Annotated in this window: 22 protein-coding genes; 12 read left to right on the forward strand and 10 right to left on the reverse strand. The window is 67.0% G+C overall.

Features of this window, described 5'->3' with window-relative positions:
• Positions 1-23 precede the first annotated feature (23 nt).
• Positions 24-1,577: a TerD family protein gene (locus tag ACWDXS_RS16745; RefSeq protein ID WP_449966544.1), complete on the reverse strand. Its 1,554-nt coding sequence runs from the start codon at positions 1,575-1,577 to the stop codon at positions 24-26.
• A 20-nt stretch (positions 1,578-1,597) separates the two neighbouring features.
• The gene (locus ACWDXS_RS16750; RefSeq protein ID WP_449966547.1) at positions 1,598-2,953 is read right to left on the reverse strand and encodes a TerD family protein; all 1,356 of its coding nucleotides are present in this window, start codon (positions 2,951-2,953) and stop codon (positions 1,598-1,600) included.
• Positions 2,954-3,137: 184 nt separating this feature from the next.
• On the opposite strand from ACWDXS_RS16750, the gene ACWDXS_RS16755 reads away from it, so the two are divergent.
• The 3 genes from ACWDXS_RS16755 to ACWDXS_RS16765 are packed head-to-tail and all read left to right on the forward strand — an operon-like array spanning position 3,138 to position 5,241.
• Entirely contained in the window at positions 3,138-3,761 is a 624-nt protein-coding gene (locus ACWDXS_RS16755; protein WP_378989265.1) for an AIM24 family protein, read from the forward strand.
• 9 nt (positions 3,762-3,770) lie between these two features.
• A complete protein-coding gene (locus ACWDXS_RS16760) occupies positions 3,771-4,472 on the forward strand; it encodes an AIM24 family protein (protein ID WP_378989266.1) in 702 nt (233 codons plus the stop codon).
• Positions 4,473-4,476: 4 nt separating this feature from the next.
• Positions 4,477-5,241, forward strand: a complete 765-nt coding sequence (locus tag ACWDXS_RS16765; RefSeq protein ID WP_062990545.1) for an AIM24 family protein — start codon at positions 4,477-4,479, stop codon at positions 5,239-5,241.
• A 46-nt stretch (positions 5,242-5,287) separates the two neighbouring features.
• Here ACWDXS_RS16765 and ACWDXS_RS16770 read toward each other — a convergent pair whose 3' ends face one another.
• The 4 genes from ACWDXS_RS16770 to ACWDXS_RS16785 are packed head-to-tail and all read right to left on the reverse strand — an operon-like array spanning position 5,288 to position 11,190.
• A complete protein-coding gene (locus tag ACWDXS_RS16770) occupies positions 5,288-6,082 on the reverse strand; it encodes an HAD family hydrolase (RefSeq protein ID WP_387446178.1) in 795 nt (264 codons plus the stop codon).
• Positions 6,083-6,120: 38 nt separating this feature from the next.
• Positions 6,121-8,829: a phosphoribosyltransferase gene (locus tag ACWDXS_RS16775; RefSeq protein ID WP_449966552.1), complete on the reverse strand. Its 2,709-nt coding sequence runs from the start codon at positions 8,827-8,829 to the stop codon at positions 6,121-6,123.
• The gene (locus ACWDXS_RS16780; protein WP_378989268.1) at positions 8,826-10,037 is read right to left on the reverse strand and encodes an HpcH/HpaI aldolase/citrate lyase family protein; all 1,212 of its coding nucleotides are present in this window, start codon (positions 10,035-10,037) and stop codon (positions 8,826-8,828) included. Before ACWDXS_RS16780 ends, ACWDXS_RS16775 begins: the two co-directional genes overlap by 4 nt.
• A 34-nt stretch (positions 10,038-10,071) precedes the next feature.
• Complete coding sequence (locus ACWDXS_RS16785; RefSeq protein ID WP_449966556.1) at positions 10,072-11,190, reverse strand: hypothetical protein; 1,119 nt, start codon at positions 11,188-11,190, stop codon at positions 10,072-10,074.
• 287 nt (positions 11,191-11,477) lie between these two features.
• Here ACWDXS_RS16785 and ACWDXS_RS16790 point away from each other — a divergent pair, with 287 nt between their 5' ends.
• A complete protein-coding gene (locus tag ACWDXS_RS16790) occupies positions 11,478-12,053 on the forward strand; it encodes a TerD family protein (protein ID WP_062990541.1) in 576 nt (191 codons plus the stop codon).
• Between the two features lie 69 nt (positions 12,054-12,122).
• The gene (locus ACWDXS_RS16795; RefSeq protein WP_378634866.1) at positions 12,123-13,232 is read left to right on the forward strand and encodes a DUF475 domain-containing protein; all 1,110 of its coding nucleotides are present in this window, start codon (positions 12,123-12,125) and stop codon (positions 13,230-13,232) included.
• A gap of 60 nt (positions 13,233-13,292) precedes the next feature.
• Here ACWDXS_RS16795 and ACWDXS_RS16800 read toward each other — a convergent pair whose 3' ends face one another.
• On the reverse strand, positions 13,293-14,669 hold the full coding sequence (locus ACWDXS_RS16800) for a hypothetical protein (protein ID WP_449966561.1): 1,377 nt from the start codon (positions 14,667-14,669) through the stop codon (positions 13,293-13,295).
• 170 nt (positions 14,670-14,839) lie between these two features.
• On the opposite strand from ACWDXS_RS16800, the gene rpsF reads away from it, so the two are divergent.
• From rpsF to dnaB, 5 genes are all read left to right on the forward strand, one after another.
• Positions 14,840-15,127, forward strand: a complete 288-nt coding sequence (rpsF, locus tag ACWDXS_RS16805) for a 30S ribosomal protein S6 (RefSeq protein ID WP_056823926.1) — start codon at positions 14,840-14,842, stop codon at positions 15,125-15,127.
• An 89-nt stretch (positions 15,128-15,216) separates the two neighbouring features.
• Positions 15,217-15,792 carry a single-stranded DNA-binding protein gene (locus ACWDXS_RS16810; RefSeq protein WP_056823931.1) on the forward strand — a complete coding sequence of 192 codons (576 nt, stop codon included), beginning with the start codon at positions 15,217-15,219 and terminating at the stop codon, positions 15,790-15,792.
• 32 nt (positions 15,793-15,824) lie between these two features.
• Positions 15,825-16,076, forward strand: coding sequence for a 30S ribosomal protein S18 (rpsR, locus tag ACWDXS_RS16815; protein WP_056823934.1), 252 nt, complete (start codon positions 15,825-15,827; stop codon positions 16,074-16,076).
• Positions 16,077-16,093: 17 nt separating this feature from the next.
• On the forward strand, positions 16,094-16,546 hold the full coding sequence (rplI, locus tag ACWDXS_RS16820; RefSeq protein ID WP_378634861.1) for a 50S ribosomal protein L9: 453 nt from the start codon (positions 16,094-16,096) through the stop codon (positions 16,544-16,546).
• A gap of 583 nt (positions 16,547-17,129) precedes the next feature.
• Complete coding sequence (gene dnaB / locus ACWDXS_RS16825) at positions 17,130-19,724, forward strand: replicative DNA helicase (protein ID WP_449966568.1); 2,595 nt, start codon at positions 17,130-17,132, stop codon at positions 19,722-19,724.
• A 23-nt stretch (positions 19,725-19,747) separates the two neighbouring features.
• On the opposite strand, the gene ACWDXS_RS16830 is transcribed toward dnaB, so the two are convergent.
• On the reverse strand, positions 19,748-20,197 hold the full coding sequence (locus ACWDXS_RS16830; RefSeq protein WP_449966571.1) for an SgcJ/EcaC family oxidoreductase: 450 nt from the start codon (positions 20,195-20,197) through the stop codon (positions 19,748-19,750).
• A gap of 285 nt (positions 20,198-20,482) precedes the next feature.
• Here ACWDXS_RS16830 and ACWDXS_RS16835 point away from each other — a divergent pair, with 285 nt between their 5' ends.
• Positions 20,483-20,860 carry a hypothetical protein gene (locus tag ACWDXS_RS16835; protein WP_378989541.1) on the forward strand — a complete coding sequence of 126 codons (378 nt, stop codon included), beginning with the start codon at positions 20,483-20,485 and terminating at the stop codon, positions 20,858-20,860.
• Positions 20,857-21,996, forward strand: coding sequence for a cation:proton antiporter (locus ACWDXS_RS16840; protein ID WP_379312112.1), 1,140 nt, complete (start codon positions 20,857-20,859; stop codon positions 21,994-21,996). The genes ACWDXS_RS16835 and ACWDXS_RS16840 overlap by 4 nt, the downstream gene beginning before the upstream one ends.
• 83 nt (positions 21,997-22,079) lie before the next feature.
• On the opposite strand, the gene ACWDXS_RS16845 is transcribed toward ACWDXS_RS16840, so the two are convergent.
• Positions 22,080-22,445, reverse strand: coding sequence for a darcynin family protein (locus ACWDXS_RS16845; protein WP_378989274.1), 366 nt, complete (start codon positions 22,443-22,445; stop codon positions 22,080-22,082).
• 45 nt (positions 22,446-22,490) lie between these two features.
• Positions 22,491-23,405 (reverse strand): NAD(P)H-binding protein, encoded by a 915-nt coding sequence (locus tag ACWDXS_RS16850; protein ID WP_449966576.1) that lies wholly within the window; start codon positions 23,403-23,405, stop codon positions 22,491-22,493.
• Positions 23,406-23,445: the final 40 nt, after the last annotated feature.

Raw genomic sequence — 23,445 nt, forward strand, 5'->3', positions numbered from 1 at the left:
TCCGAGCGGGCGGAGGTGCGGGTCTACATCCGCAGGTAGCGGGCCTGGAGTTCGGGTTCGGCGGGGAGCATGTCGAGGTCTAGCTCCCAGGCGTTGCCGGTCCAGGGGTCGAACAAGGGAGTGCCGGGCATCGTCGGGAGGTGCCTGCACGACTGGGCGAGGAGATCTACCGGGCCGTCGCCGAATTCGCCGCCGCCGCTGCCGACGATGACCAGGGACAGGCCGATCAGGTCGCCGCGGACCATCAGTTGGCCCAGGCGCACCACGTCGCTGCCCTGGTAGCCGTGGGGGAAGTCGGCGGCGACGAGGATGCGGTGTTCGGTGGGGGGTACGGCTTGTCCGCTGTTGTAGGCGATGTCGGCCAGCTCGGCCGCGTGGGCGAGCTCGGCGAGGCGGGCGGAGATGTCGCCGTGATCGGCGATCACCGGGCCCGCCAACAGCGGGGCGAGCGGGACGGCCAAGGTGCGCAGGCCGCCGGTGAGGTCGATCAGGTCGACCTTGGTCGGCTTGTCGGGGATCGCGGCGACGAGCCGGGCCACCAGGGCGCCGATCACGCGCGCGGCCGCGGCGGTGGATTCGGTGTCGACCCACAGCGGCCGGTTCAGCGGCACCGGAACGCAATACGGCACCCGCAGGCCACCGCGGTCGAGCGCGTACAGCTCGCCGAGCCGGATGCCGTCGCTGCGGGCGGCGCGGGTGGTCCACGCGGGAGCGAGCCAGGAGGCCAGCGCGGCGGGCATGGCGGCGTCGGCTTCGGCGATCTCGAGGCCGAGTTGGTCACTGTCGCGGCGATGATCGGCGTCGGCGAGGGCAACCAGGTCGTCGTGGCGACGTTGCGCTTGCGCGCGGGCCGCGTCGGCGGCGGGGGTGTTGCGGGTCGCCGGATTCGACACCGCTTCGGAGAGTTCCTGATCCAGGCGTTTGGTCGCGTAGTCGCGAGCCGAGACCAGGGCGGCGGCCGAGCGAGCGGCGTCTTCGAAGATCATCCACATGCGTTGCAGACCGTGCTCGACTTCGAGCGGAATGCCCGATGCGGGAACAGGTCTCGCGACCGTCTCCGTGGGAGCGCTCGGCGGTGCGAGCGGCGCCGCCTGCCAGGCCTGCGCGGGGGCGGGCTCGGGAGGGGTTACGCCGTGCGCGGTGAGCAGCTGAGCCGAGCCGCCGGCGTACCCCTGACCGAGCGCACGCAACTTCCAGCCACCACCGCGCCGATACACCTCGAGGCAGATCAGCGCACTCTCACCGGCGGTCGGCGAGATGACGAATTCCGCGGCGGGACTACCGTTTTCGTACAGCGACGCCGTCACCGTACCGAGCGCGTGCCCGCCCGTGACGAACAGCAGCACAGCATGCGCGTCGGACCTGATCTGCGACAGCGTCAGCTCCACCGCCGCCCCCGCGAAGCTCACGCCGGAGGCCGAGGGCCGCGACGCGCACACGTGATCGTGCACGTCGCGGACCCGCAGATCCTCGCCGACCACCAGCGCCCCGAGTTCGACGGCGCCGGTGGTCTGCGCGGTGAAGCGCACGGAATCAGCGGTCAGCGCAGTGTTCTGCCCTGCCTTCAGGTGAATCACGGTGTCTGCCCTGTCTTGGTTCAATTACCGCCGAGGAATCGGCCCAGCTGCGGCACCGCTTCACCGGGGTGCTTGGCATTGAAGCCCTCGCCGAGCGCCTGCATCTTCCAGTCGCCGCCGACGCGGTACACCTTCGCCATCGCCATCGCGGTGAACGGCATTCCGCCCGCGAGGGTGTAGCGGGCCAGCTCGCCGTTGGTGGCGCCGTCGATCAGGCGGCTGAAGGCGTTCTGCACCTGTTCGAAGGAGTGACCCTTGTACGAGGTGACGATGAACAGCAGCGTGGTGATGTGCGCCGGGATCCTGGTGAGGTCGACGAGGATCATCTCGTCGTCGCCGTCACCCTCACCGGTGAGGTTGTCACCCTGGTGGCGCACCGACCCGTCCTTCGACGACAGCTGGCCGTAGTAGGCCACGTCGACGAGGTTCTGGTCGGCGAACAGGCAGACCGAGGCGTCGAGGTCGATGTCGACGGTGCGGTTGCCGAACATCCCGCGCGTGCGCACCGGGTCCCAGCCGAGGCCCATCTTCACGAAGGTCAGCGCGGCGCCGCCCTCCTTGCGCAGCGTGACCCGCTGCCCCTTCTGCAAGCTGACCGGGCGATCCTTGCTCAAACTGATCTCGCCTGTGGGCTGCTGCGGCGCACCCTGCGCGGGCGGCGGGTAACCCTGTCCGGGCGGCGGCGGGTAGCCGCCACCGGGCGGCTGCTGGGCCGGGCCGGGAGGCGGCGGGTAGCCACCGCCGGGCGGCGCGTAGGCGGGCGCGGCCTGCTGCGGGTAGCTGGGCGCGGACTGCGGCGGGTAGGCGGGCGGGGCCTGCTGCGGCGGAGGCGGCGGGGGCGCGGCCTGCTGCGGGGCGGCCTGGGCGGGTGAATCATCCACCTGCACACCGTGATCGGTGACCAGCGCGGCGAAACCACCGGCGTAGCCCTGGCCGACCGCGCGCACCTTCCAGCTGCCCTGTCGGCGGTACAGCTCGAGCGCGATCACGATCGACTCGGCGTTCAGGCCTTCGATCTGGTAGCTGAACAGCTGGTTTCCCGAAGCATCGGAGACCAGCGCGGTGGGCGGCGCGAAGCGGCCGAAATTGCTGGTCGCGTCGTCGAGGGTGATCACCGCGCGGATCTGATCGATGTCGGCGGGCACCGCGGACAGCGAAACAGCAAGTGAGGCAGGCTGACCCGTCGGCCCGGGCCGCAGATCGACACCCGGCCCACTCGGCTGGTTGTAGAAGACGAAATCAGCGTCGGTGCGGACCTTGCCCTGCTCGGTCACGAGCAGCGCGGACAGGTCGGCCGGTGCGGTGACCTGGAGCGAGATCACCACGTCACTGACGGCCAACGGGCCGTTCTGGCCCTTGGCGAGTGTTGCAGACAAGTTAGACCCTTCGCTTGTCGTTTGGTGGGTGTTCCACGGCAGTGCTTGCCACTCTACGAGAAACCGGCCGCACGCGTCCGTGCTCTGTGGCCCGGGCGTACTTTCCCCTGATCGGTTAGGGTGACGTCGCAGTCGGAACGGGCGGTAGAACCGCCTTCGCAGAGGGGACGGGCACACACCTGTCATGGCGCAATTGTTCGAACAGTCGAAGAAGGTGATCGAGGCGCAGCTCGCGGGGACGAGTATCCGCGCGATCTCCGGCTCGATGGTGGCCTACGAAGGCAATGTCCAGTTCAAATCGGCCGGGTTCGGCGGCGGCGAGGGCGTGCTCAACGGCCTCAAACGCCGCGCCACCGGCGAGAAACTGTCACTGATGGAGTGCACCGGCAACGGGCGCGTGTTCCTGGCGGTGAACGGCCAGAACGTCACCGTGGTGAACCTGAACAACGAGACGCTCCAGGTCGAGTCACAGCAACTGCTGGCCTTCGCGGGCAATCTGCGTACCGATGTGCGGTTCGCCGGGGTCGGCGGGATGTCGGCGGGCAGCGGGCTGTTCACCACCACGGTCAGCGGGCAGGGCCAGGTGGCGCTGCTGTCGGCCGGTGGGCCGCTGATCCACCTCGAAGTGTCGCCGCAGTTTCCGCTGATCGTGGATCCCGACGCGTTCGTCGCCTCGCGCGGCAATCTCAACCAGTCGTTCATCACCGACGTTTCCTGGCGGTCGATGGTCGGACAGGATGCGGGCGAGGCGTTCTCGCTGCGGTTCGACGGCCAGGGTGTCGTGCTGATCCAGCCGGCGGAACGGTAGGGACAGGCGATGTTCGAGAAGGTCAACGGCAAGGTAGTCAAAGTCAACGTCGGTCAGGCGGGTGGCGTCGTCGCCCGTTCCGGCGCGATGCTGTTCTACACGGGTCAGGTCGCGTTCGCACCGCACCAGATTCCCGGCGCCGGTCAGGGCATGGGCGGCGGCGGTCTGATGCGGATGGCCGGGCAGATGATGGCCGGTGAGCACGAGCGGACCATGCTGGCGCAGGGCAACGGTGAGGTCCATTACGGATTCGCCGGGCTCGAGGTGCACGTGGTGCAGATGCAACCGGGCGCGGTGTTGCGGGCCGAGGCTTCACGCCTGCTCGCGCAGTCGGCCGGTTTGCAGGCTTCGGTGGTGTCGGTCGCCAGTTCGGGCGGTAGCGGTGGTGGCGGCGGCGGTCTGATGGGCGCGCTGCGCGGCGCCGCGGCGGGCGTCGCGACCGGGCAGGGCATGTTCACCACCCAGCTCAGCGGACAGGGTTCGGCGGTGCTGCTCGCGCACGGCGGCTTCCTGGAACTGCAAGTGGGCGGACCGAATCCGATCGTTGTCGACCCGCAGGCGTTCGTCGCCGCGTACGGCAACGTGCAGACCGAGCTGAAGTCCGCGATGAGCTGGCGCGACGCGGTGGGTCGCGGCGCGGGCGAGGCGATGCAATTGCATTGCCACGGACAGGGTGTGGTGTACGTGCAGGCCTCCGAAGAGAAGTTGTGAACCGATGAGCGAAATCCTCTCGCCGATGAATCTCGGTGCCAGCGACAACATTCCGGGCAACAGCTACGCCTACTGCATCGACCTGACCGGACCCTGGTTCATGCGCAAGGGCGCGATGATCGCCTACTACGGGCAGATCGAGTTCCAGATGCTCACGCACGGGCTGCAGGGCGGCCTGATGCACATGGTGAGCAGCCAGTTCTCCGCGCCGCTGTTCGCGGGCGACTACGTGGTGGCGCAGGGGCACGGCAAGCTGATCATCGGCGACCGCGGTTACGACATCAATTCCTATGACCTCGAAGAAGGCAACCTCACCATCCGCGGCGCGAACCTGCTGGCCTTCGAGCCCGGACTGGCGCTCAAGCAGTCGATCGTGCCCGGATTCCTCACGCTGATCGGCACCGGCAAGTTCCTCGCGTCGTCGAACGGGCCGGTGATGTTCGCCGAACCGCCCCTGCGCGTCGACCCCGAATCCCTGGTGGGCTGGGCCGATTGCCCGTCGCCCAGTCACCACTACGACCAGGGCTGGATCGGCAGTTTCCTCGCGGCGGGTGCGGCCAGGATGGGCGCCAACTCCGGAGAGGAACGGCAGTTCGACTTCACCGGAGCAGGCACGGTGCTGATCCAGTCGACCGAGAAGATCATGAGCGACAACGCTCTGGTCCGCACCATCGAGGGCCAGCTCCAGAGCGGCGTCACGGTGGGCGGTCTCCAGCGTATTCAGGGCGTGATCGCCCAGCAGCTGGCCGGTCAGCAGCAGCACTACTGAGCACGTCGAACCCGGGTGCCGTTGCGGCGCCCGGGTTTTCGGTTGCCTACGCGGGGACCGTGGCGCGCTCAGCCGCCGCGTGGAACCACCCAAGGATCTCCTCGCCTGCCAGGATTCCCGAGGACGTGGTGATCGTGAGGTTGGGGGCGGTGAAGTTCAGTTCTTCCAGCTCGCCGTGGCGGGGACGGATCGCGGCATCGGCCGCTTTCAGCATCTCGGCGTCCAGTGCGCCGTCGCCCGCGGTGAACAGCGTTGCCCCGTCGGATAATTCGCCGGATTCGGTCAGTCTGCGACGGACTTCGGCGACAGCGAGACTCTTGCAGACGGCGTCGGGCATCGTGTAGATCTTGCGACCCTGCTGGGACGCCGACCAGCCGTTGGCGCGGCACCAGGTGTCCCATTCGGCGAGGAAACCCGCGGGGACCAGGTCGGGGCGGACCACCAGGTAGCAGAACAGCTCGTCGGCCTCGCGGTACTTGGTGACCCAGGAATCGTCGATGCGGGAGCGTAATTCGGCGCCCACGTCGGCGAGGGTAGCGCCCGACGCGTTGACCTGGTCGTCGATGGCCACGCGCCACGCGGGGTCGGGGATGCCGTCGACCAGGATGTTGCCGCCGTTGCTGGTGATCGCGTACCGCCACGGGGCACCGGGGAGGGCGATGCGCTGGAACTGTTCGATGGTGCGGGTGGTCGTCGGAATCACCGGAGCGCCTGCCGCGAGCTCGCGCAGGGCCGCGATGGCGCTGATGGTCATGTAGGAGAGCGGTTCACCCTCGTAGTACTCGACGCACTCCTTCGCGACGGCCTCGGCACCACCGAAGCCGTTGCGGGAGAAGATCATCGTGCGATCCAGATCGGTCGCGAAGAGGGACTCGGCGGTCACCGGGGTAGCTCCTTGATCAGGCCCATGCAGGAGTAGGCCAGGTCGGGGACCACTTCCACCGGGACATTGCGCGCCGCTGCGAGCAGGCGGATGTGGGCGTGCTCCGGTGCGTCTGCCTCACGGACCAGCACTCGCCACGGTACCCGGCGCAACAGCACCCGGGTGGTCTCGCCGACGCCGGGCTTCACGTAATTGACTGTGCTGATGCCGTATTCGGCGCGGACCTTCTCCACCGACGCCCACCCGGACCAGTCCGGGGTGCGGTCGGAATTCCGGATCGCGGCGACGGCGGCAGGCACCTTCGCGCTGATCGCGCCGAAAGCCGCTGTGACGGTGTCGATCAGCTGGTTCGAGACATCGGCGTCGATCAGGTCGCGGTAGAACTTGGCGCCGTGGAACTCGCCGGGGCCGATCAGGCTGTCGTTGAGGACCGTCCGTGAAACCAGGCCGGACACCGTCGAATTGAGGCAGGCCGAGGCGATGAGGAAGTCGTCGCGGGTGCCGTAGGTGCGCACACAGTTGGCGGGATCGGCCAGGACCACGAGCTCGTCGTTGAAGCGGGCGCCACCGGCGGCGTGATAGTCGTCCAGGGCGGCGGTGAGTTCGTGGGTGATGGCGCCCTTGCCGGTCCAGCCGTCGACGAAGACGATCGAGGACGGATCGTGATGGCGGGCGAGGTAGTCCAGCGCCACGGCGTCGATACCGCGATCACGAACGATCGAGACCGCGTAATGCGGCACGGTCAGGGGCTCGCGGCCGATCCCGCTGACGAGCCAACGCCGCATGAGCACGCCGACGGGCGTGCCCGCCCTGGCCAGCGACACCAGGACCACGTTCGCACCACGTTCGGCGACAACGAGTTCGGCCACGGTCGCGACGGCCAGCGCCAGTCGCTCGGCGCTGTCGGCCAGCACGCGATCGAAGAGCTCGCGATATTCGGCGTCGGGCTGGAACTCCACGGGCAACGACTCGGCGTAATGGGCCACACCGGCTTGGATGCGCCGTTCGCGTTCCGTCACATCGGCTTCCAGATCGGCGTCCGAGAGATCTTTCAGCAGCCACGAAACATCCTCGGGCGCATACGAACCGAACGCGGGGCCGTGCAGGGCTTCGGGGAACGGCCCCGCACCCGGCTGCTTCGGGGCCGCGGCAGAGCTCGAGCCGCCACCGTGTTCCGCGCGGCCCGCACGGTCCGCAGAATCGGTCGCCACGGTCGATTCCTTGCGACTCGGCGCGTTCGCGCTGGTGGCGGAATCGTTGTACGACACCGACAGTGACGCAGTCCCAGCCACTCGCTCAGCGGTCCGGCCCGCGTGCAGCGCACGAGGATCCGCACCTGGCACGACTGCGATCAGGATATCGGCGCCCGACGCGGTGAGGACGTCGACCAGGCCGCCAGGGGCGACGAGTTCCGGCGTATCGGCGGGCGGATCGATGACGACCAGCAGGACCGGGTCCGCGTCGGGCCACTGGGCGTTGTAGAGGTAGCGCTGGGCGGTGGGGTCGGGTTCCGGGGCGGTGAACCGGAAGCCGCGGCGTAGGGGGTAGCCGGGTTCGTCGAGGACGTATGCCGGTGAACGGGTGGTGGTTTGGAAGCGGGCGGGGATGCCTGCGTCGGCCAGGTCGGCGGCCAGGCGCAAGGGGAGGTACATGAGTTCTTCGTGGCCGATGACGATGACCGGACGGCCGGCGAACTCGGCGTCGAGGCGGGAGTTCACCTCGTCGGCGATGGATTTCACCGCGACGTCGAAGGCGGCGTTGTCCGAGCGAAGGGTGCCGTGCCGACCGCCCTCGGGAACGTCGGCGGGCCAGGTCAATTCGATGCGTCCGTACGAACCCCGCTCGGTGGCGATCGGATTCAGCCGCGGTTCGGGCAGTGCGGTCACCGTGTCTATCAGCCCGGCCGGTAGCTCGGTGCGACCGGATGCCAGGCAGACCGTGTCGATGCGCGCACCGAGTTCGGCTGCGGCGGCTTCGAATTTGATCCGATCGGCAGGTGTGCGCATGTCGACCAGTGAGGCGAGGACGTAATGCGAGCGGGGAGCGAACGCGTGCAGTGCGCGGACCGCGTCGATGGCGGTGTCGCCGGTGGAGATCTCGTCGTCGACGAGCACCAGCGGCAGATCGTTGGCGAAGATCGCTGCGGGGGCGGGCTGGAGCAGGTGCGAGGTGGCGTGCGAATGACCCTCTTCGAAGCCGGTCAGTGTGGTGGCCCGTGACTCGTGCCTGCGGGTGGAGTGCAGGTAGCAGCCCGCGTCGATCCGCGCGGCCACGCAGTGACCGAGACCGGTAGCGGTCTCGGCGAATCCGAGCACCACGGCTTCACGATCACCCAGCACCTCGCGCACCAGATCGGCCAAGCGGTTACCCGCACCGATCACGATGCGCGGATCGGTCGGCAGGTGCTTGCCCAGCACCGTGGAAACCAGCAGATGGGCCCGCCGCGGATTGCGGCGCAGACCCGGCTGCACCAGCGCACCGATCGCGAGCTCGCCCGTCAGCACGCTCTCGGCGGACAACGCCACGAACCTCTCGGCCGAGGTCGCGGCGACATCGACGCTCTCACCGGTCACGCCATCGGCCGACCTCGCCGCGAGCACCTCACCCGGCACGTCGTCCTCGGCCGAGCGCGCGGCGAAGGACTCGCCGTGGTGCAGCTCGATGCCGAGATTCACTGTCGCCCACGGTGTTTCGAACGTACTCATTCGGCGATCATCGCTGTCAGCAAGTCCACGAAAGACACTCCCTTGTTCGCGACCCCGAACGCACGGGCCCGGACCAGCGTCTGGCGGGCCCAACTGCGGTGCGGGCGCATCTCGTTCATCTTGTTGCGGTATTCCGAGGCCGCGACGCCACCGACATCGGCCGCCATGATGTCGAGCGCGTCGGCGTACTCCTCGTGGGTCACCACCGACAGCGCGTGCACCACGGCCACGTGCGAGGGGTGGATCACCGTTTTGCCCTGGATGCCGTTGGCGCGGTCGAGGGTGATCTCGCGCAGCAGGCCGTCGAGGTCGCGGCTCACCAGGTACTGGCGGAACTTCACCGCGTCGGATTCCTCGAACGGCGCGCTGCGCAGCTGCGGCCGGAACATCCGCTCGTGATCGGCGAAGTACTCCCACACCGGTCCGGTGATGATGAAGCCGGTGCCGTCGACGCGGCCGAGGTAATTGACGATGTCGGCGATCACGTCGGCGACCACCCGCACGTCGTAGATCGTGAGGTCGCGGTCGCGGCGGATGCCGAAGGTCGAGCACATGTCGGTGGCGCCGATCCGCACCGCCAGCAGCTGCTCACGGTGTCCGGCGAGCAGATCGGCGATGCGCGAGAGCTGCTCGTCACGGGTCTGGCGGTGCACCAGGTTCGACGATTCGAGCACCGGCATCGCGTAGACCGGACGGCCGAGGCTGCGGTTGGCGTCGTCGAGCGCGGCCAGGTAGGCGGGCCCGCTGACGGCGTCGAACTTGGGGAAGACGAATCCTGTGAGCACGTCGGCGCCCGGTCCGAGCGCGGCGACCAGTTCGCCGACCGAGGCCGCGTCGCGGACCCGGATGAACAGCATCGGGTTCGCGTCTTCGCCGCGTGCGAGCAGATCCAGGGTGTCCACCGCGTGCTGTTTGGCGGCTTCTACCTGGTGATCGGCGACCGCGTCCTCGAGGTCGATCACCATCGAGCACACCCCGCGCGCGGCCCGCCGGCGAATCGTGGCGGCGAGATCGGGGCGGGTCGCGGGCACATACAGGGTCGCGCCGAGCGCGGTCGCCAGCAGCTCCCGGTCGTCGTGGCCTTGAATCGGCTCCGGTTCGACCAGGAACAACTCCCGGCGGCGGGGACCCTGCAACTGCTGGAAATGGCGCAGCGGTACCTGCTTACGCAAGCAAACTTCCGGTGCGATGGCGTAGCCCGCGGTCATTCCCCCCACCTCATCTGTCGACCCATGTCATTTCTTACTTTTCGGAAGCGTGTTTTCTGATGCGCTCGACTACGCCCGCGATGAACTCTGCGACGGTACCCAGCTCGGTAACATACGCCCAGTAGTCCGGGTGGCGACCAGTAAGTCCAGCGGTGATGCGATCGAGGCGTTCTGCTTGTGCATCGAGAACCGAGCCCCACTCGGCGACCAGTCCTCGGTCGACCGCCAGCATCTGCGCGTCCCGCAGCCGGAATCGTACGGTGCGGGCCTGAGCTTCGGGGTCGGTACGTACCTCACGTAACAATTCGAGGCGCCGGGTGACGGCGTCGACCAACTGCTCGGCCTCGGCGAGGTACGCGCGTGCGGTGGCGGTCAAATCAAGGGCGGTCTCCGGATCACGATCGGCTGCCGCGACGCGCGCGCCGACCAGCGCTTCGTCGGCGGCGTCCATGCCACGACGGCTTTCCCGCTCATTGTTGGTCAAGTCCGCCGAACTCGCAGCACTGAACTCACGCAGCAGCGCGGAGTAGGCCGGTCCGAGCGCGCCGGCACGGTTGCCGACGGCAGCAAGGCGGGTGGTCACCGACGCGATCGCGTTCGCGGCAGCCGAGGCACGAGAAGGGGCCTGCGCCAACGCATTCGATAGTTCCGCCGTCGCCTCTTGCACCGTATTCGCAGCCTCGCGCGCGGCCGCGACCGACGTGCCGGGATCGCTGGAAGAGGCTGTGATCAGAGCCTCATTCAGCCTCCTTACACCCGCGGAGATCGAGGGGTAATTCACGAATCCGGACGACGCCGCGGCGGCCAGCACCTGCTCGGCCTCGGCCCGCACGTGTGTCAGCAACTGCGGCACCGACGCTCGCACGGTCGCGGCTTCGGCGAGGCCGGCGCGGTGCGCGTGGTAGAAATCGTCGACCCCACGCGCGGCCTCGTTCAGCTGCCGAACCAACGCGTCCGCCCTGGCCGGACCGTCCGCGATCGGGGTGCCCGCGGCCTCGGCAGCGTCGAGTTCCTCGGTGAAGCTCAGATACGCGCCCGCCGCGGCGTAGCACCGCGCCCGCACCGGCTCCCAGACCGCGCCGATCCGGCGGTCGGGGAAGACCTGCTCACTGGCCACCACGCCCGCCTCCGCCGCCGTCTGCCTGCGATCCATATCCAGAAAGGCGGCCGACGCCGCGGCCCGCGCCCCGCTGATCCACTCATGATCCGCCCCCGATCTGAACCATCCGCGTCTGCGAGGTGTCACCGGCACATCCCCTTTCCGAACCACGGCCGCGGTTCGCCCACTCACTGCCGTCGATGGTAGGAGATTCACCCCGTTAACCTGGGCTGCAGACGGTTCCTACGCAAGATCCACGAAACCTATTACTGTCGTAGCGGTACCCGGCGATTCGGACATGCTGGGAAACGACACACCGGACTAATCGAAGGGATTCCCGCATGGGTGTCAGTCTGTCCAAGGGCGGCAACGTTTCGCTGAGCAAAGAGGCTCCGGGCTTGACCGCGGTCTCGGTCGGCCTCGGCTGGGACGTGCGCACTACCACCGGCACTGACTTCGACCTCGACGCGAGCGCCATCGCGACCGGCGCCGACAAGAAGGTCGTCTCCGACAAGCACTTCGTCTTCTTCAACAACCTGAAGTCCCCCGAGGGCGCCATCGAGCACAAGGGCGACAACACCACGGGTGAGGGCGAAGGCGACGACGAGGTCATCGACGTCGACCTCGCCAACACCCCGCCGACCATCGAGAGCATCTTCTTCCCGGTATCGATCTACGATGCCGAGACTCGCTCACAGTCGTTCGGTCAGGTACGCAACGCCTACATCCGCGTGGTCAACAAGGCCAACGGCACCGAGCTCGCCCGCTACGACCTGTCCGAGGACGCCTCGACCGAGACCGCTATGGTCTTCGGCGAGCTGTACCGCAACGGTGCCGAATGGAAGTTCCGCGCCGTCGGTCAGGGCTACGCCTCCGGTCTGTCCGGCATCGCTCGCGACTACGGCGTCAACGTCTAGTCACCCTCGCGAACAGGGGGCTCGACACATCGGGCCCCCTGTTCGTGCGAAACAGAAAGGTCCCTCCGCGTGATAACGCGCATCTTCGGCCTGTCCATCGTCATCACGGTGTTCTCGCTGGTCGTGGCCTACCTCTACGGTGGCTTGACCGCTCTCGCACTGTGCGCCATCCTCGGCATTCTCGAGGTGTCGCTGTCGTTCGACAACGCCGTCATCAACGCCACCGTCCTGGAACGGATGAGCGAATTCTGGCAGCGGATCTTCCTGACTGTCGGCGTGCTGATCGCCGTGTTCGGTATGCGTCTGATCTTCCCGTTGGCCATCGTGTGGGTCACCGCGGGACTGAACCCGGTCGAGGCTTTCGACCTGGCGCTGAACCCGCCGGTGGACGACGCCGCCTACTTCCCTGACGGCAGCCCGAGCTACGAGACCCTGCTCACCGACGCGCACCCGCAGATCGCGGCGTTCGGTGGCATGTTCCTGGCGCTGCTGTTCCTGAACTTCATCTTCGAAGAGCGTGACATCACCTGGCTCAGCTGGCTCGAGAAGCCGCTGGCCAAGGCGGGCAAGCTCGACATGCTGTCGGTGGTCGTCGCCGGTACCGGTCTGGTGCTGGTCGCGGAGTTCCTGGCCGACGCCGACGATCGCTCCACCGTGCTGGTCTCCGGCCTGCTCGGCATGATCGTCTACATCCTGGTCGACGGCCTCGGTTCGATGTTCCACACCGAGGAGTTCGAAGAGGGCCCGCAGGGTGGCCCGTCCACGCTGGTCAAGGCGACCGGTAAGGCCGCGTTCTTCCTGTTCCTCTACCTGGAAGTGCTCGACGCGTCGTTCTCCTTCGACGGTGTCATCGGCGCGTTCGCCATCACCTCCGACCCGATCATCATCGCGCTCGGCCTCGGCCTGATCGGCGCGATGTTCGTCCGGTCGATCACGGTGTACCTGGTTCGCCAGGGCACGCTGTCGGACTACGTGTACCTCGAGCACGGCGCCCACTGGGCGATCGGTGCGCTGGCGGCGATCCTGCTCGTCTCGATCGGCGTGCACGTCAACGAGCTCATCACGGGCTTGATCGGCGTGGCGTTCATCGGCGCGGCGCTCGTCTCCAGCGTCCTGCGCAACCGCAAGGCGGAGCCGGACGCCGTGGAGGACGCCAAGGAGTCCGCTCCGGTCAGCTGATCCACAGCCGAAGATCAACAGCGGCGGCGAGTCCCCTCGGGGATTCGCCGCCGTTGTCGTTCACGCGGGTTGCAGTTGGCGACCGAGCGCGGTGCTCGGTTCGACGCGCGGGCCGCGCACCCTCGCCCGCAGGAAGAGGAAGAACAGGGTGATCAACAGCGCGGTGCGCAACCACACGCCGAACTGGACGATCCCTTCCATCAACTCCACGCCCTCGCCCTCGCCCAGCGCGGCGAAGTACCGGAACACCCCGACGCCCACCGCCGCGTCGGCCACCAGGTAGGCCGCGACCAGCGACCACGGCACCTCCAGCAACACCAGGAACGGGATTATCCACAGGGTGTACTGGGGTGAATGCACCTTGTGGAACAGCATGAAAGCGGCCAGCATCGCCGCGCTGACACCGACCCACGGATACGCCGAAGTGGGGGTCCAGCGCCGCCAGCCCAGCCACAGGGCCAGCGCGAATCCGCCGAAGATCAAGACGGGCGAGGCGATCGCGACCGCGTCGTGCCAGGTCTGCGTCGTTTCCGCCGAGCGGCCGAAGATCAGCTGGTGACCCCAGTACCAGATCGAGTTGGTGGTGATGTCGGCCTGACGCAGCTGCTGGAACGTGATCGAGGCGCGCCAGCCCTCCACCCCGGCCAGCACGAACGGCAGATTCACGGCCGCCACCGTGCCCATCGCGGCCAGCAGAGTCTGCGCGGCACCCGCCACATCCAGCTCACCGATCGGGCGACGACCGCGCGGTGCGCCCTCGGTGAGCACGAACACCGCGAGCGGCAGCACGAAGATTCCCGGATAGAGCTTGAGACAGAAACCCAGCGCGAGCAGCACCGCGGCGATGATTCCGCGGGTGCGCACCGACAGGCCGGTCAGCATCGTCATCACATAGACCGCCGCCACCGCCGTGCACACCACCGGCAGTTCCCAGTTGTGGAAGGCATAGAACACCAGCGGCGGGCCGATCGCCCACAGCAGCGCCGCCGGGCCGGCGAGCCTGGCCAGCATCCACGCTGTGAGCAGGGCGAACGGCGCGAGCAGCAGCGCCGAGTGCCACAGGAAGTCGGCGTCGTTGTCCACCCCGATGGCGCCCGCCCACATCAGCACGCCGCTGAGCACCGGGTATTCCACCGCGCCGCCCGTCAGCGCACCGTCTTCGGTGATCGCGCCGTCCACGTACGGGAAGACGTGATTGTCGATATCGCGGCCGAGCCACAGGAATTGGATGTCGGAATAGCAGACATCCGAATCCTTGCGCTCCTCGAATACCAGACTGCGACCGGATTCATCGATCGCGCCGCCCGCACACCGGGCCTTGTTGGCATAGGCCAGCGCGAGAGTGAGGCCACACAGCAGCATCACGAAGATGCTCAAGGCAGCGGCCCACGTCGCGCCGCGTCGTGCTGCGCGCTGCCGCGGGCCGACTGTGGTCATGGCGACCACATTATGCGGCGGTGTCCCGATCACCCGGGTACACCCGCGGCAGGCATCGATTTCGCTGGTCACCACCCGCTCATGTAGCCTTGGCGGGTTGCTGACGCAACGAACCCTCCTGCCATGGAAAGTCCATGGCCGTTTCCTAGTCCACAGGAGGTGATTGGTCCGTGCGTCAATATGAAGTAATGGTCATCCTCGACCCGAGCCTGGACGAGCGCATCGTCGGGCAGTCCCTGGATACCCTGCTCACGGTCGTCAAGACCGAGGGCGGCAACGTCGACAAGGTCGACATCTGGGGCCGCCGCCGGCTCGCCTACGAAATCGCCAAGCAGGCCGAAGGCATTTACGCGATCGTCAACCTGACCGCGACCCCGGCCACCGTGAGCGAACTCGACCGCCAGCTGGGCCTGAACGAGACGGTGCTGCGCACCAAGGTTCTGCGCAACGACAAGTAGTCCGCACCCTCGAATTTGTCAGAGCCTGGCTTTAGGCTCGAGCGCAAATCCCCGAGATGCGGACTGCACCCCGAGCAGGAGGAACCCCCATGGCAGGCGACACGGTCATTACCGTCATCGGAAACTTGACGGCAGACCCGGAGCTTCGTTTCACGCCCGCAGGTGCGGCGGTGGCAAATTTCACCGTCGCGTCGACTCCCCGTGTGTTCGATCGCAATTCGAACGAATGGAAAGACGGCGAGGCTCTGTTCCTGCGCTGCAACATCTGGCGTGAAGCAGCGGAGAACGTCGCCGAAAGTCTGACCCGAGGCGCTCGCGTCATCGTGAGTGGCCGGCTCAAGCAGCGCTCCTACGAAACCCGCGAGGGTGAGAAGCGCACTGTGGTCGAGCTCGAGGTCGACGAAGTCGGTCCCTCGCTGCGTTACGCGACGGCGAAGGTCTCCAAGGCCGGTCGCGGTGGCGGAGGCGGCGGTGGCGGCTTCAGCGGTGGTGGTTCCGGTAATGCCGGTGGTGGATCTAGCGCAGGCGGCTACAACGCCAACAACGGCGGCGGACGTCCGGCCGGCGGCAGCAATGCCGGTGGCGAAGACGATCCGTGGGGTAGCGCGCCCGCGGCCGGCTCCTTCGGGGGCGGCGGCCGCATGGATGACGAACCGCCGTTCTGATCGAACGGCACTCATAGTACGGAGAGAAACCCATGCCTAAAGCGCCCGCGCGCGAAAAGGTACTGAAGAAGAAGGCCTGCGCTTTCTGCAAGGAAGCAAAGTCCGGAATCGTCAATATCGATTACAAGGACACCACGCTGCTGCGTAAGTACGTCAGCGATCGCGGCAAGATCCGCGCTCGCCGCGTCACCGGCAACTGCGTGCAGCACCAGCGTGACATCGCTGTCGCCGTCAAGAACTCGCGTGAGGTGGCTCTGCTTCCTTACGTGTCGACCGCTCGCTGAGAAAGGGAGTCACACAGATGAAGCTCATCCTCACCGCTGATGTCGACAACCTCGGCGCCCCCGGCGACCTTGTCGAGGTCAAGGACGGCTACGGCCGTAACTTCCTGCTGCCCCGCGGTCTGGCCATTCAGGCCACCCGTGGCGCCCAGAAGCAGGTCGACGGTATCCGTCGCGCCCAGGACGCCCGCAAGGTGCGCGACCTGGATCACGCCAACGAGCTGAAGCAGGCCATCGAGGGCCTCGCCGCGGTTTCGCTGACCGTGAAGACCGCCGACAGCGGCAAGCTGTTCGGTTCGGTCACCACCACCGACGTGGCTTCGGCCATCAAGGCGGCCGGTGGCCCCGTGGTCGACAAGCGCAGCATCGAGCTGCCGAAGTCGCACATCAAGGCGACCGGTAAGCACGGCATCGTGGTGCACCTGCACCCCGATGTGGCCGCGAAGTTCAACCTCGAGGTTGCTGCGAACTGAGTTCGCCGGAAACCACCCCTGTGCGTGCGCAGGGGTGGTTTCTGCTTGCCTTTTTCAGGGCGATTTTGCGATAACTGGTAGGTAGCCGATAACGCGACCGGTACGGGTGGTGTTGCGCGGCTCACGGTCGGGTATCGCTCGACCTCCGGTTATTCACCCTGTGGATGACTGCGGAAACCGACCGGCAGATTTGTGACTCCAGTCATAGCCTGCACCATCGCTGTTAACCCAACACGCCCGGCTGTTCACCTCGACCGACACGCCGGAACTTCTTTCATCCACAGGGACGAAGTTGGGCAAACCGGGGTCTAGCAGGGCGTTTTACCGTACTGACCTGGGTTTTCCCCATGTTTTCCACAGGCGCTGCACAACAACGGGTGAACTACCCCCAAGTTATCCACAGTTGTGTGCACATGTCGGGTTGGCGAGTCCCGAAAACGTCGCCTAGGTTCGTCGCATTGCCCTGCGCGCGGCCCCGGGAATCACGCAGGCAACCGATTGCTGACATCCGTGTCGGTGTCCGGGAGTACAACGAGAACATCGATGTGAAACCCCGGTTCTGCGGGCAGAGAGGACTCCCCTGGTGACAACCACCGGTGACCGCGCGCAAACCGAGTTCACGCCTGAACCCCCCGGCGAGGACTTCGGTCGTCAGCCTCCGCACGATATGGCCGCTGAGCAGTCCGTCCTCGGCGGCATGCTGCTGAGCAAGGACGCCATCGCCGATGTGGTGGAGGTGCTGCGCCCCGGCGACTTCTACCGCCCCGCGCACCAGGCGATCTACGACACCATCCTCGACCTCTACGGCCGCGGCGAACCCGCCGACCCCGTCACCGTCTCGGCAGGCCTCGACCGCCGCGGCGAACTCAAGCGCATCGGTGGCCCGCCCTACCTGGTCACCCTCACCCAGACCGTCCCCACCGCGGCCAACGCCGGCTTCTACGCCGAGATCGTCGCCGAAAAGGCCATCCTGCGCCGCCTCGTCGAAGCGGGCACCCGCATCGTCCAGTTCGGCTACGCCGGCGCCGACGGCCAAGACGTCGCCGAGGTGGTCGACCGCGCCCAGGCCGAAATCTACGAAGTCACCGAACGCCGCACCACCGAGGACTTCACCCCGCTGGAAGAACTCCTCCAGCCCACCATGGACGAAATCGACTCCATCGCCTCCCGTGGCGGCATCTCCCTCGGCGTCCCCACCGGCTTCACCGAACTCGACGAACTCACCAACGGGCTGCATCCCGGGCAGATGATCATCGTGGCGGCCCGACCCGGTGTGGGTAAGGCGCTGGCGCTGGACACTCCGCTGCCGACGCCTGGTGGTTGGACCACCATGGGTGAGGTTCGTGTCGGTGAGGAGCTGCTCGATGCACAGGGCCGTCCGACGCGCGTCGTCGCAGCGACCGAGGTCATGGTCGACCGGCCGTGCTACGAGGTCGAGTTCTCCGATGGGACAGTGCTCGTCGCAGACGAGCAACACCAGTGGTTGACCGAGACGCGCGCGTCACGCCGTTCAGCGCAGGTGTTCGCCGAAGTCCGCACCACGGCACAGATTGCCGACACCGTGCGTTGCGATACCGCGGACAAGAGGATCAACCACTCCGTCACCAACGCGGAGCCACTGCAACTACCTGAGCGCGAGCTTCTCGTCCCGCCCTACACACTGGGCGCCTGGTTGGGCGACGGCACCTCCGCGGCAGCTCAGATCACCAGTGTCGACCCGGAAATCATCGCGCGTATCGAGGCCGAAGGCATCGTGGCGGTTCCTTCACGATCGGCGCAGTGGCGATTCCAGCTCACGCTCCCCGCTGATGAACCCGTCGCGGCCCGCCCCTGCGTGGTGTGCGGCACCGAATTCACTCCGTTCACCAGTGAGGTCCGTACCTGCGGCCGTTCCTGCGGCGGTAAGGCACGATTCGTATCCGAACCCGTTCCCGCGCCGACCTGCTCGCAGTGCGGCGGCCCATCGATCGGTTTGCGTCTGTGCCAGTCGTGCCGGAATTCGGTCGGCAGCGTGCAGGCCCGGCTCCGCACGCTCGGGGTACTCGGTGACAAGCACATTCCTACTGCCTACCTGCGCTCGTCCGAATCTCAGCGTCGGGCACTCCTGGCAGGTCTGCTCGACACCGACGGGACCGTCACCCACGGCGGGTCTGCCCAGTTCGCGGTCACCAGCGAACGCCTGTTCCGCGATGTTCAGGAACTGGTCGTCAGCCTCGGCTATCGCTGTGGTGTGTCGACAAAGCGGGTGCGCGGCCGTTCGGAGCAGTCGTCGACGTGCTACACACTGACGTTCGCCACGGATGACGAGGTGTTCGGTCTGTACCGGAAGGCGCTGCTGCACAAGGAACGTCGCGCCGCGGTGAGCACGGCTCGATCGAACTCCCGCTACATTGTCGATGTGCGGCGCGTCGAGTCAGTGCCCGTGCGCTGCGTCGAAGTCGACAATGCCGATCATCTCTACCTGGCCGGTCGCTCGATGGTGCCGACGCACAATTCCACGCTCGGTATGGATTTCATGCGGAGTTGCTCGATCAAGCACGGCATGGCGAGCGTTATTTTCTCGCTGGAAATGAGCCGCACCGAGATCGTCATGCGTCTGCTGTCGGCCGAGGCGAAGATCAAGCTCGGTGATATGCGGTCCGGGCGGATGAGCGATGACGACTGGACCAAGTTGGCTCGGCGGATGAGTGAGATCAGTGAGGCGCCGCTGTTCGTCGATGATTCGCCGAACTTGACCATGATGGAGATTCGGGCGAAAGCGCGGCGGCTCAAGCAGCGTCATGACCTGAAACTCGTTGTGGTGGACTACCTGCAGCTGATGAGCTCGGGCAAGAAGGTCGAATCACGTCAGCAGGAAGTCTCGGAATTCTCGCGACACCTCAAACTGCTCGCCAAGGAACTCGAGGTTCCGGTGATCGCGATCTCGCAGCTGAACCGTGGTCCGGAACAGCGAACCGACAAGCGGCCAATGGTGTCCGATCTGCGTGAATCTGGATCGCTCGAGCAGGATGCGGACATGGTCATCCTGCTCCACCGGCCGGATGCCATCGAACGCGACGACCCCCGAGGCGGCGAGGCCGACCTCATCGTCGGCAAACACCGTAATGGTCCGACCGCCACGATCACCGTCGCCCACCAGCTGCACCTCAGCCGTTTCGTCGATATGGCCCGCGGCTGACCAGCCGCCGCGCCACGGTGGGATCACCCCGCTGACGGGACCAGGGTGTTCTGCCGAGCGGCGGTCCACCACTGCCCGTTCTGCTCGACCAGTACGTACAGCGCGACCATCGCCGGTTCGGTGTCGATCAGGGTGCCGTCGGCGGTGGTGGCGCGTGCGGTCTTGTGGGCGATGGCCACATCCGGGCGCAGAAAGGTCACGTCGACGACGTCGTATCGGACGTATTCGTCCTTCAGGAATCCGGCCAGCCCGCGGCGGTTCGCGTCGAGCAACGCGTCGTGTCCGCTGATCAGCATGCCGACGGCATTGCCGACCACCGCGTTCGCGGTGAACTGTGCGGTCATGAGTTCGGCGTCGTTGGTGTTGTAGGCGGTCTGCGTGTCGGTGATGATCCGGCGAATCGCGGCGATGTCGGCGGTGTGGTCCACGGTGTCGTCATCGACGACCGGGGGCTGAATCATGTTCGTGCTCATGAGAGAAACTCTCGACCCTCAACAGTGGTTCAGGTCAAGGGAGTCGCGGACGATTCGGCACCGGTTCCCGGAAGGCGCCACGCTGCCGATGCTGGTACGCGGACGCGCCGCGGGATTCGATCTGTCGCTGCGCCCGCACTGGGTCGACCTCTGGTGAACGCGGAAGCCGACCTTCCCGCCCGAGTTCGCTGACGCCGATACCGATCGCGAAACCGATCGGCGACATCCGGCGACCTCCCGGGGAATCGGTCGGGTGCGGCGGATGATGGGTCGATGGCTGACCAGATTCTGCAGGTGGAGTGGAAGTCCGCTCCGGAAGATCATGACTATCCCGCTGCCGCCGACTATCTCGATCTGCTGGGCGACAAGGCGACGGTCGACGCGATCGTGGCCGAGCTCAGGGCCGCGCCGGTGGTGGTCAAGAAGGCGAAGGACATTCTGCGGGCGTCCCAGCTCGAAGCCCTCACGCCGGACAATCCGCATGTGCGCAGAGACCTGCTCAAGGTGAACGAGGGCAAGAAGCTCTCGCCGATCCTGCTGGTGCGGGGTGACTGCCGCGCGAATGTGCCGATGCTGATCGCCGACGGTTATCACCGTGTGTGCGCGCTGTACTGGGCCGACGAGAACGTCGAGATCCCCGCCAAGATCGCCGCGATGCCATGACGTTCGCAACCCTGGCGCTGGTGGTGGCGCTCGGGTTGATCGGGCCACTGCTCGCCCTGCCGAGACAGCTGTATCTGCCGGTGCTGCTCGGCGAACTCGTCGCGGGAATCATCTTCGGCACCACCGGTCTACGCATCCTCGACCCCACCGATCCGATCTTCGTCTTCCTCGCCGACATGGGCTTCGCGCTGGTGATGTTCGCCGCGGGTACCCATGTTCCGGTGCGTGATCCGCGAGTCCGGACCGCGCTCGGTATCGGCGTGGTGCGTGCCGTGCTGGTCGGCGTGGTCGCGGCGGTGGCGGGCTGGGCGGTGGCGCAGGCGTTCGACGTCGGGCACGCGGCGGTCTACGCGGTGCTGATGGCGTCGTCGTCCGCGGCGATGGCGTTGCCCATCATCGACTCGATGCGGTTGAGTGGGCCGCCGGTGCTCGCGCTCACCGCGCAGGTGGCCATCGCCGACACCGCCTGCATCGTCGCGCTGCCGCTGGTGATCGATCCGGCGAACGCCGGCAGAGCCGCGATCGGCGCGGTGGTCGTGGCGCTCTGCGCGACCGTGATGTTCTTCGTGCTGCGCTATCTCCAGACATCGGGTGCGCAGCGTCAGGTGCACGAGGTGTCCGAGGACCGGAAATTCACGCTGGAACTGCGGGTGAGTCTGGTTCTGGTGTTCGCGCTGTGCGGGGTGGCCAGCGCGATGCACGTGTCGATCATGCTCGGCGGGTTCGCGGCGGGGTTGGCGGTGGCCGGTGTCGGCGAACCACGTCGGGTGGCCAAGCAGGTGTTCGCGATCAGCGATGGGCTGCTCGCTCCGCTGTTCTTCGTCTGGCTCGGCGCCCGGCTCGATCTGCGCGAGTTCGGGGAACACCCGCAGTTCATCCTGCTCGGCTCGGTACTCGGCCTCGGGGCTGTCGGCGTGCACTGTGCGGCGCGACTGCTCGGCCAGCCGGTCGCCTACGGCACACTCGCCGCGGCACAGATCGGGGTGCCGGTCGCGGCGGTGACCGTCGGCAGTCAGCTGGGGGTGCTCGTGCCGGGTGAGGGCTCGGCGATCATGCTGGCGGCGCTGTGCACCATCGCGGCGGCGACGGTAGCGGCCGGACGACTCGCGGCGAAAGCGCCGGCGAGCAGCCCATGAGCCGCGCCAGAGCACCCCGGACGGGTGGCGCGGCACCGCATCGGCGGCATTGCGCACCCGAACACTGAGTCGGACAATCGGTTTCAGGTGCTGATAGTGGCAACGGTATCGAGACCGTAGGTGCGCGCGTAGCCGTTCTCGGTGCCCACGAGGAGGTCGACGACCTCGAAATAGCGGTCCCAGAAAGGGGTTTCGCGCAGGGCGTCGATGAGCAGTTGGTAGGCGAGGTGACTTTCCGCTTCCCATACCCAGACATCGGTGACGCGGACGGAGTAGAACTCGGTGTCGTAGAAGCGTGACCGCACACCGGTGGTCTTGGCTTCGATGGCGGGCAGGACCTGGGTGGTGAAGGCGTCCACACGTTCCGGGACGGTCAGGGCGAGCCATTCGGGTGTGGTCTTGACGAGCATGAATGCCGTGACCGGGGGTTCGGTGTGCGCAGCGGGCATGAAAATGTCTCCAAAGGTCTTGGTGGTACGGGTCGGAGGGTGGGTTCAGGAGAAGACAGCGGGCTTCAGGGTGGTGGCGCACCACTGCTCGAAGCTGGTGGGAGACGCCGTTTCCGGAGTGCGGGTGACACCGGCGTCGAGGCCCTGGTCCTTGGCTCGCTTCATGTCGACGACTCCCTGGGCGAACGCCGCGTCGAGGCCGTAGCCCACGAGAGTGGTGTGTAGTTCGTCGAGGGACTGACGTTCGTAACGGACGGGGCGGTCGAGCTGTTCGGTCATGATGCGGGCCAGGTCGTTGGGTGACAGGTCCTGCGGGCCGAGGACGGGGACGCTGTCGGTACCGGTCCATGAGCGGTCGAGCAGCAGCTCGGCGGCGACGGCCGCGATGTCGGCGACCGCGACCATCGGGGCCTTGCGGTCGGCGTCGACGACATCGACGAACACGCCCTCGTCGCGGATCGAGTCGATGTCCTCCAGGAGGTTCTCGAAGAAGGACGGATTGGCCAATGCCCGGTAGGCGACGCCGCTCCCGGCGATGAGGTCGTCCATGGCGAGGGACGCGGTGACCAAGCCGGCGTGGTCGGCGAGTGGGGTGCCGCGGCCCAGTGCCGACACCGCGACGACCCAGCCGACACCGTGGGCTGCGAGCGCCCGTGCGGCGGGGCTGGTGAAACCGCTCCAGCCGTCGTGCGGGGGTCGGGAGGAATCAGGGGGGACGAGCCAGAACACGGCGTCTGCGCCGTCGAAGGCTCGATCGAGGACGTGGGCGTCCGCGTGCGAGCCGGTGATCACCTCGACGCGTCCGCGTGGGGTGTCGGGCAGGCGTGCGGGATCACGCACGATCACCCGCAATTCCTCCTCCGAATCCAGGAGCTGGGCGAGTAGGGGACGGCCGATGTTCCCCGTGGGAGCAGTGATGACGATCATGTTCGCCTCGCAGGTAGTGGTGAATCGGGACACCCGTCATCCTGCGGAGAACCACGTATTGCCACAATAGGAA

The organism is Nocardia sp. NPDC003183, from assembly GCF_053590715.1.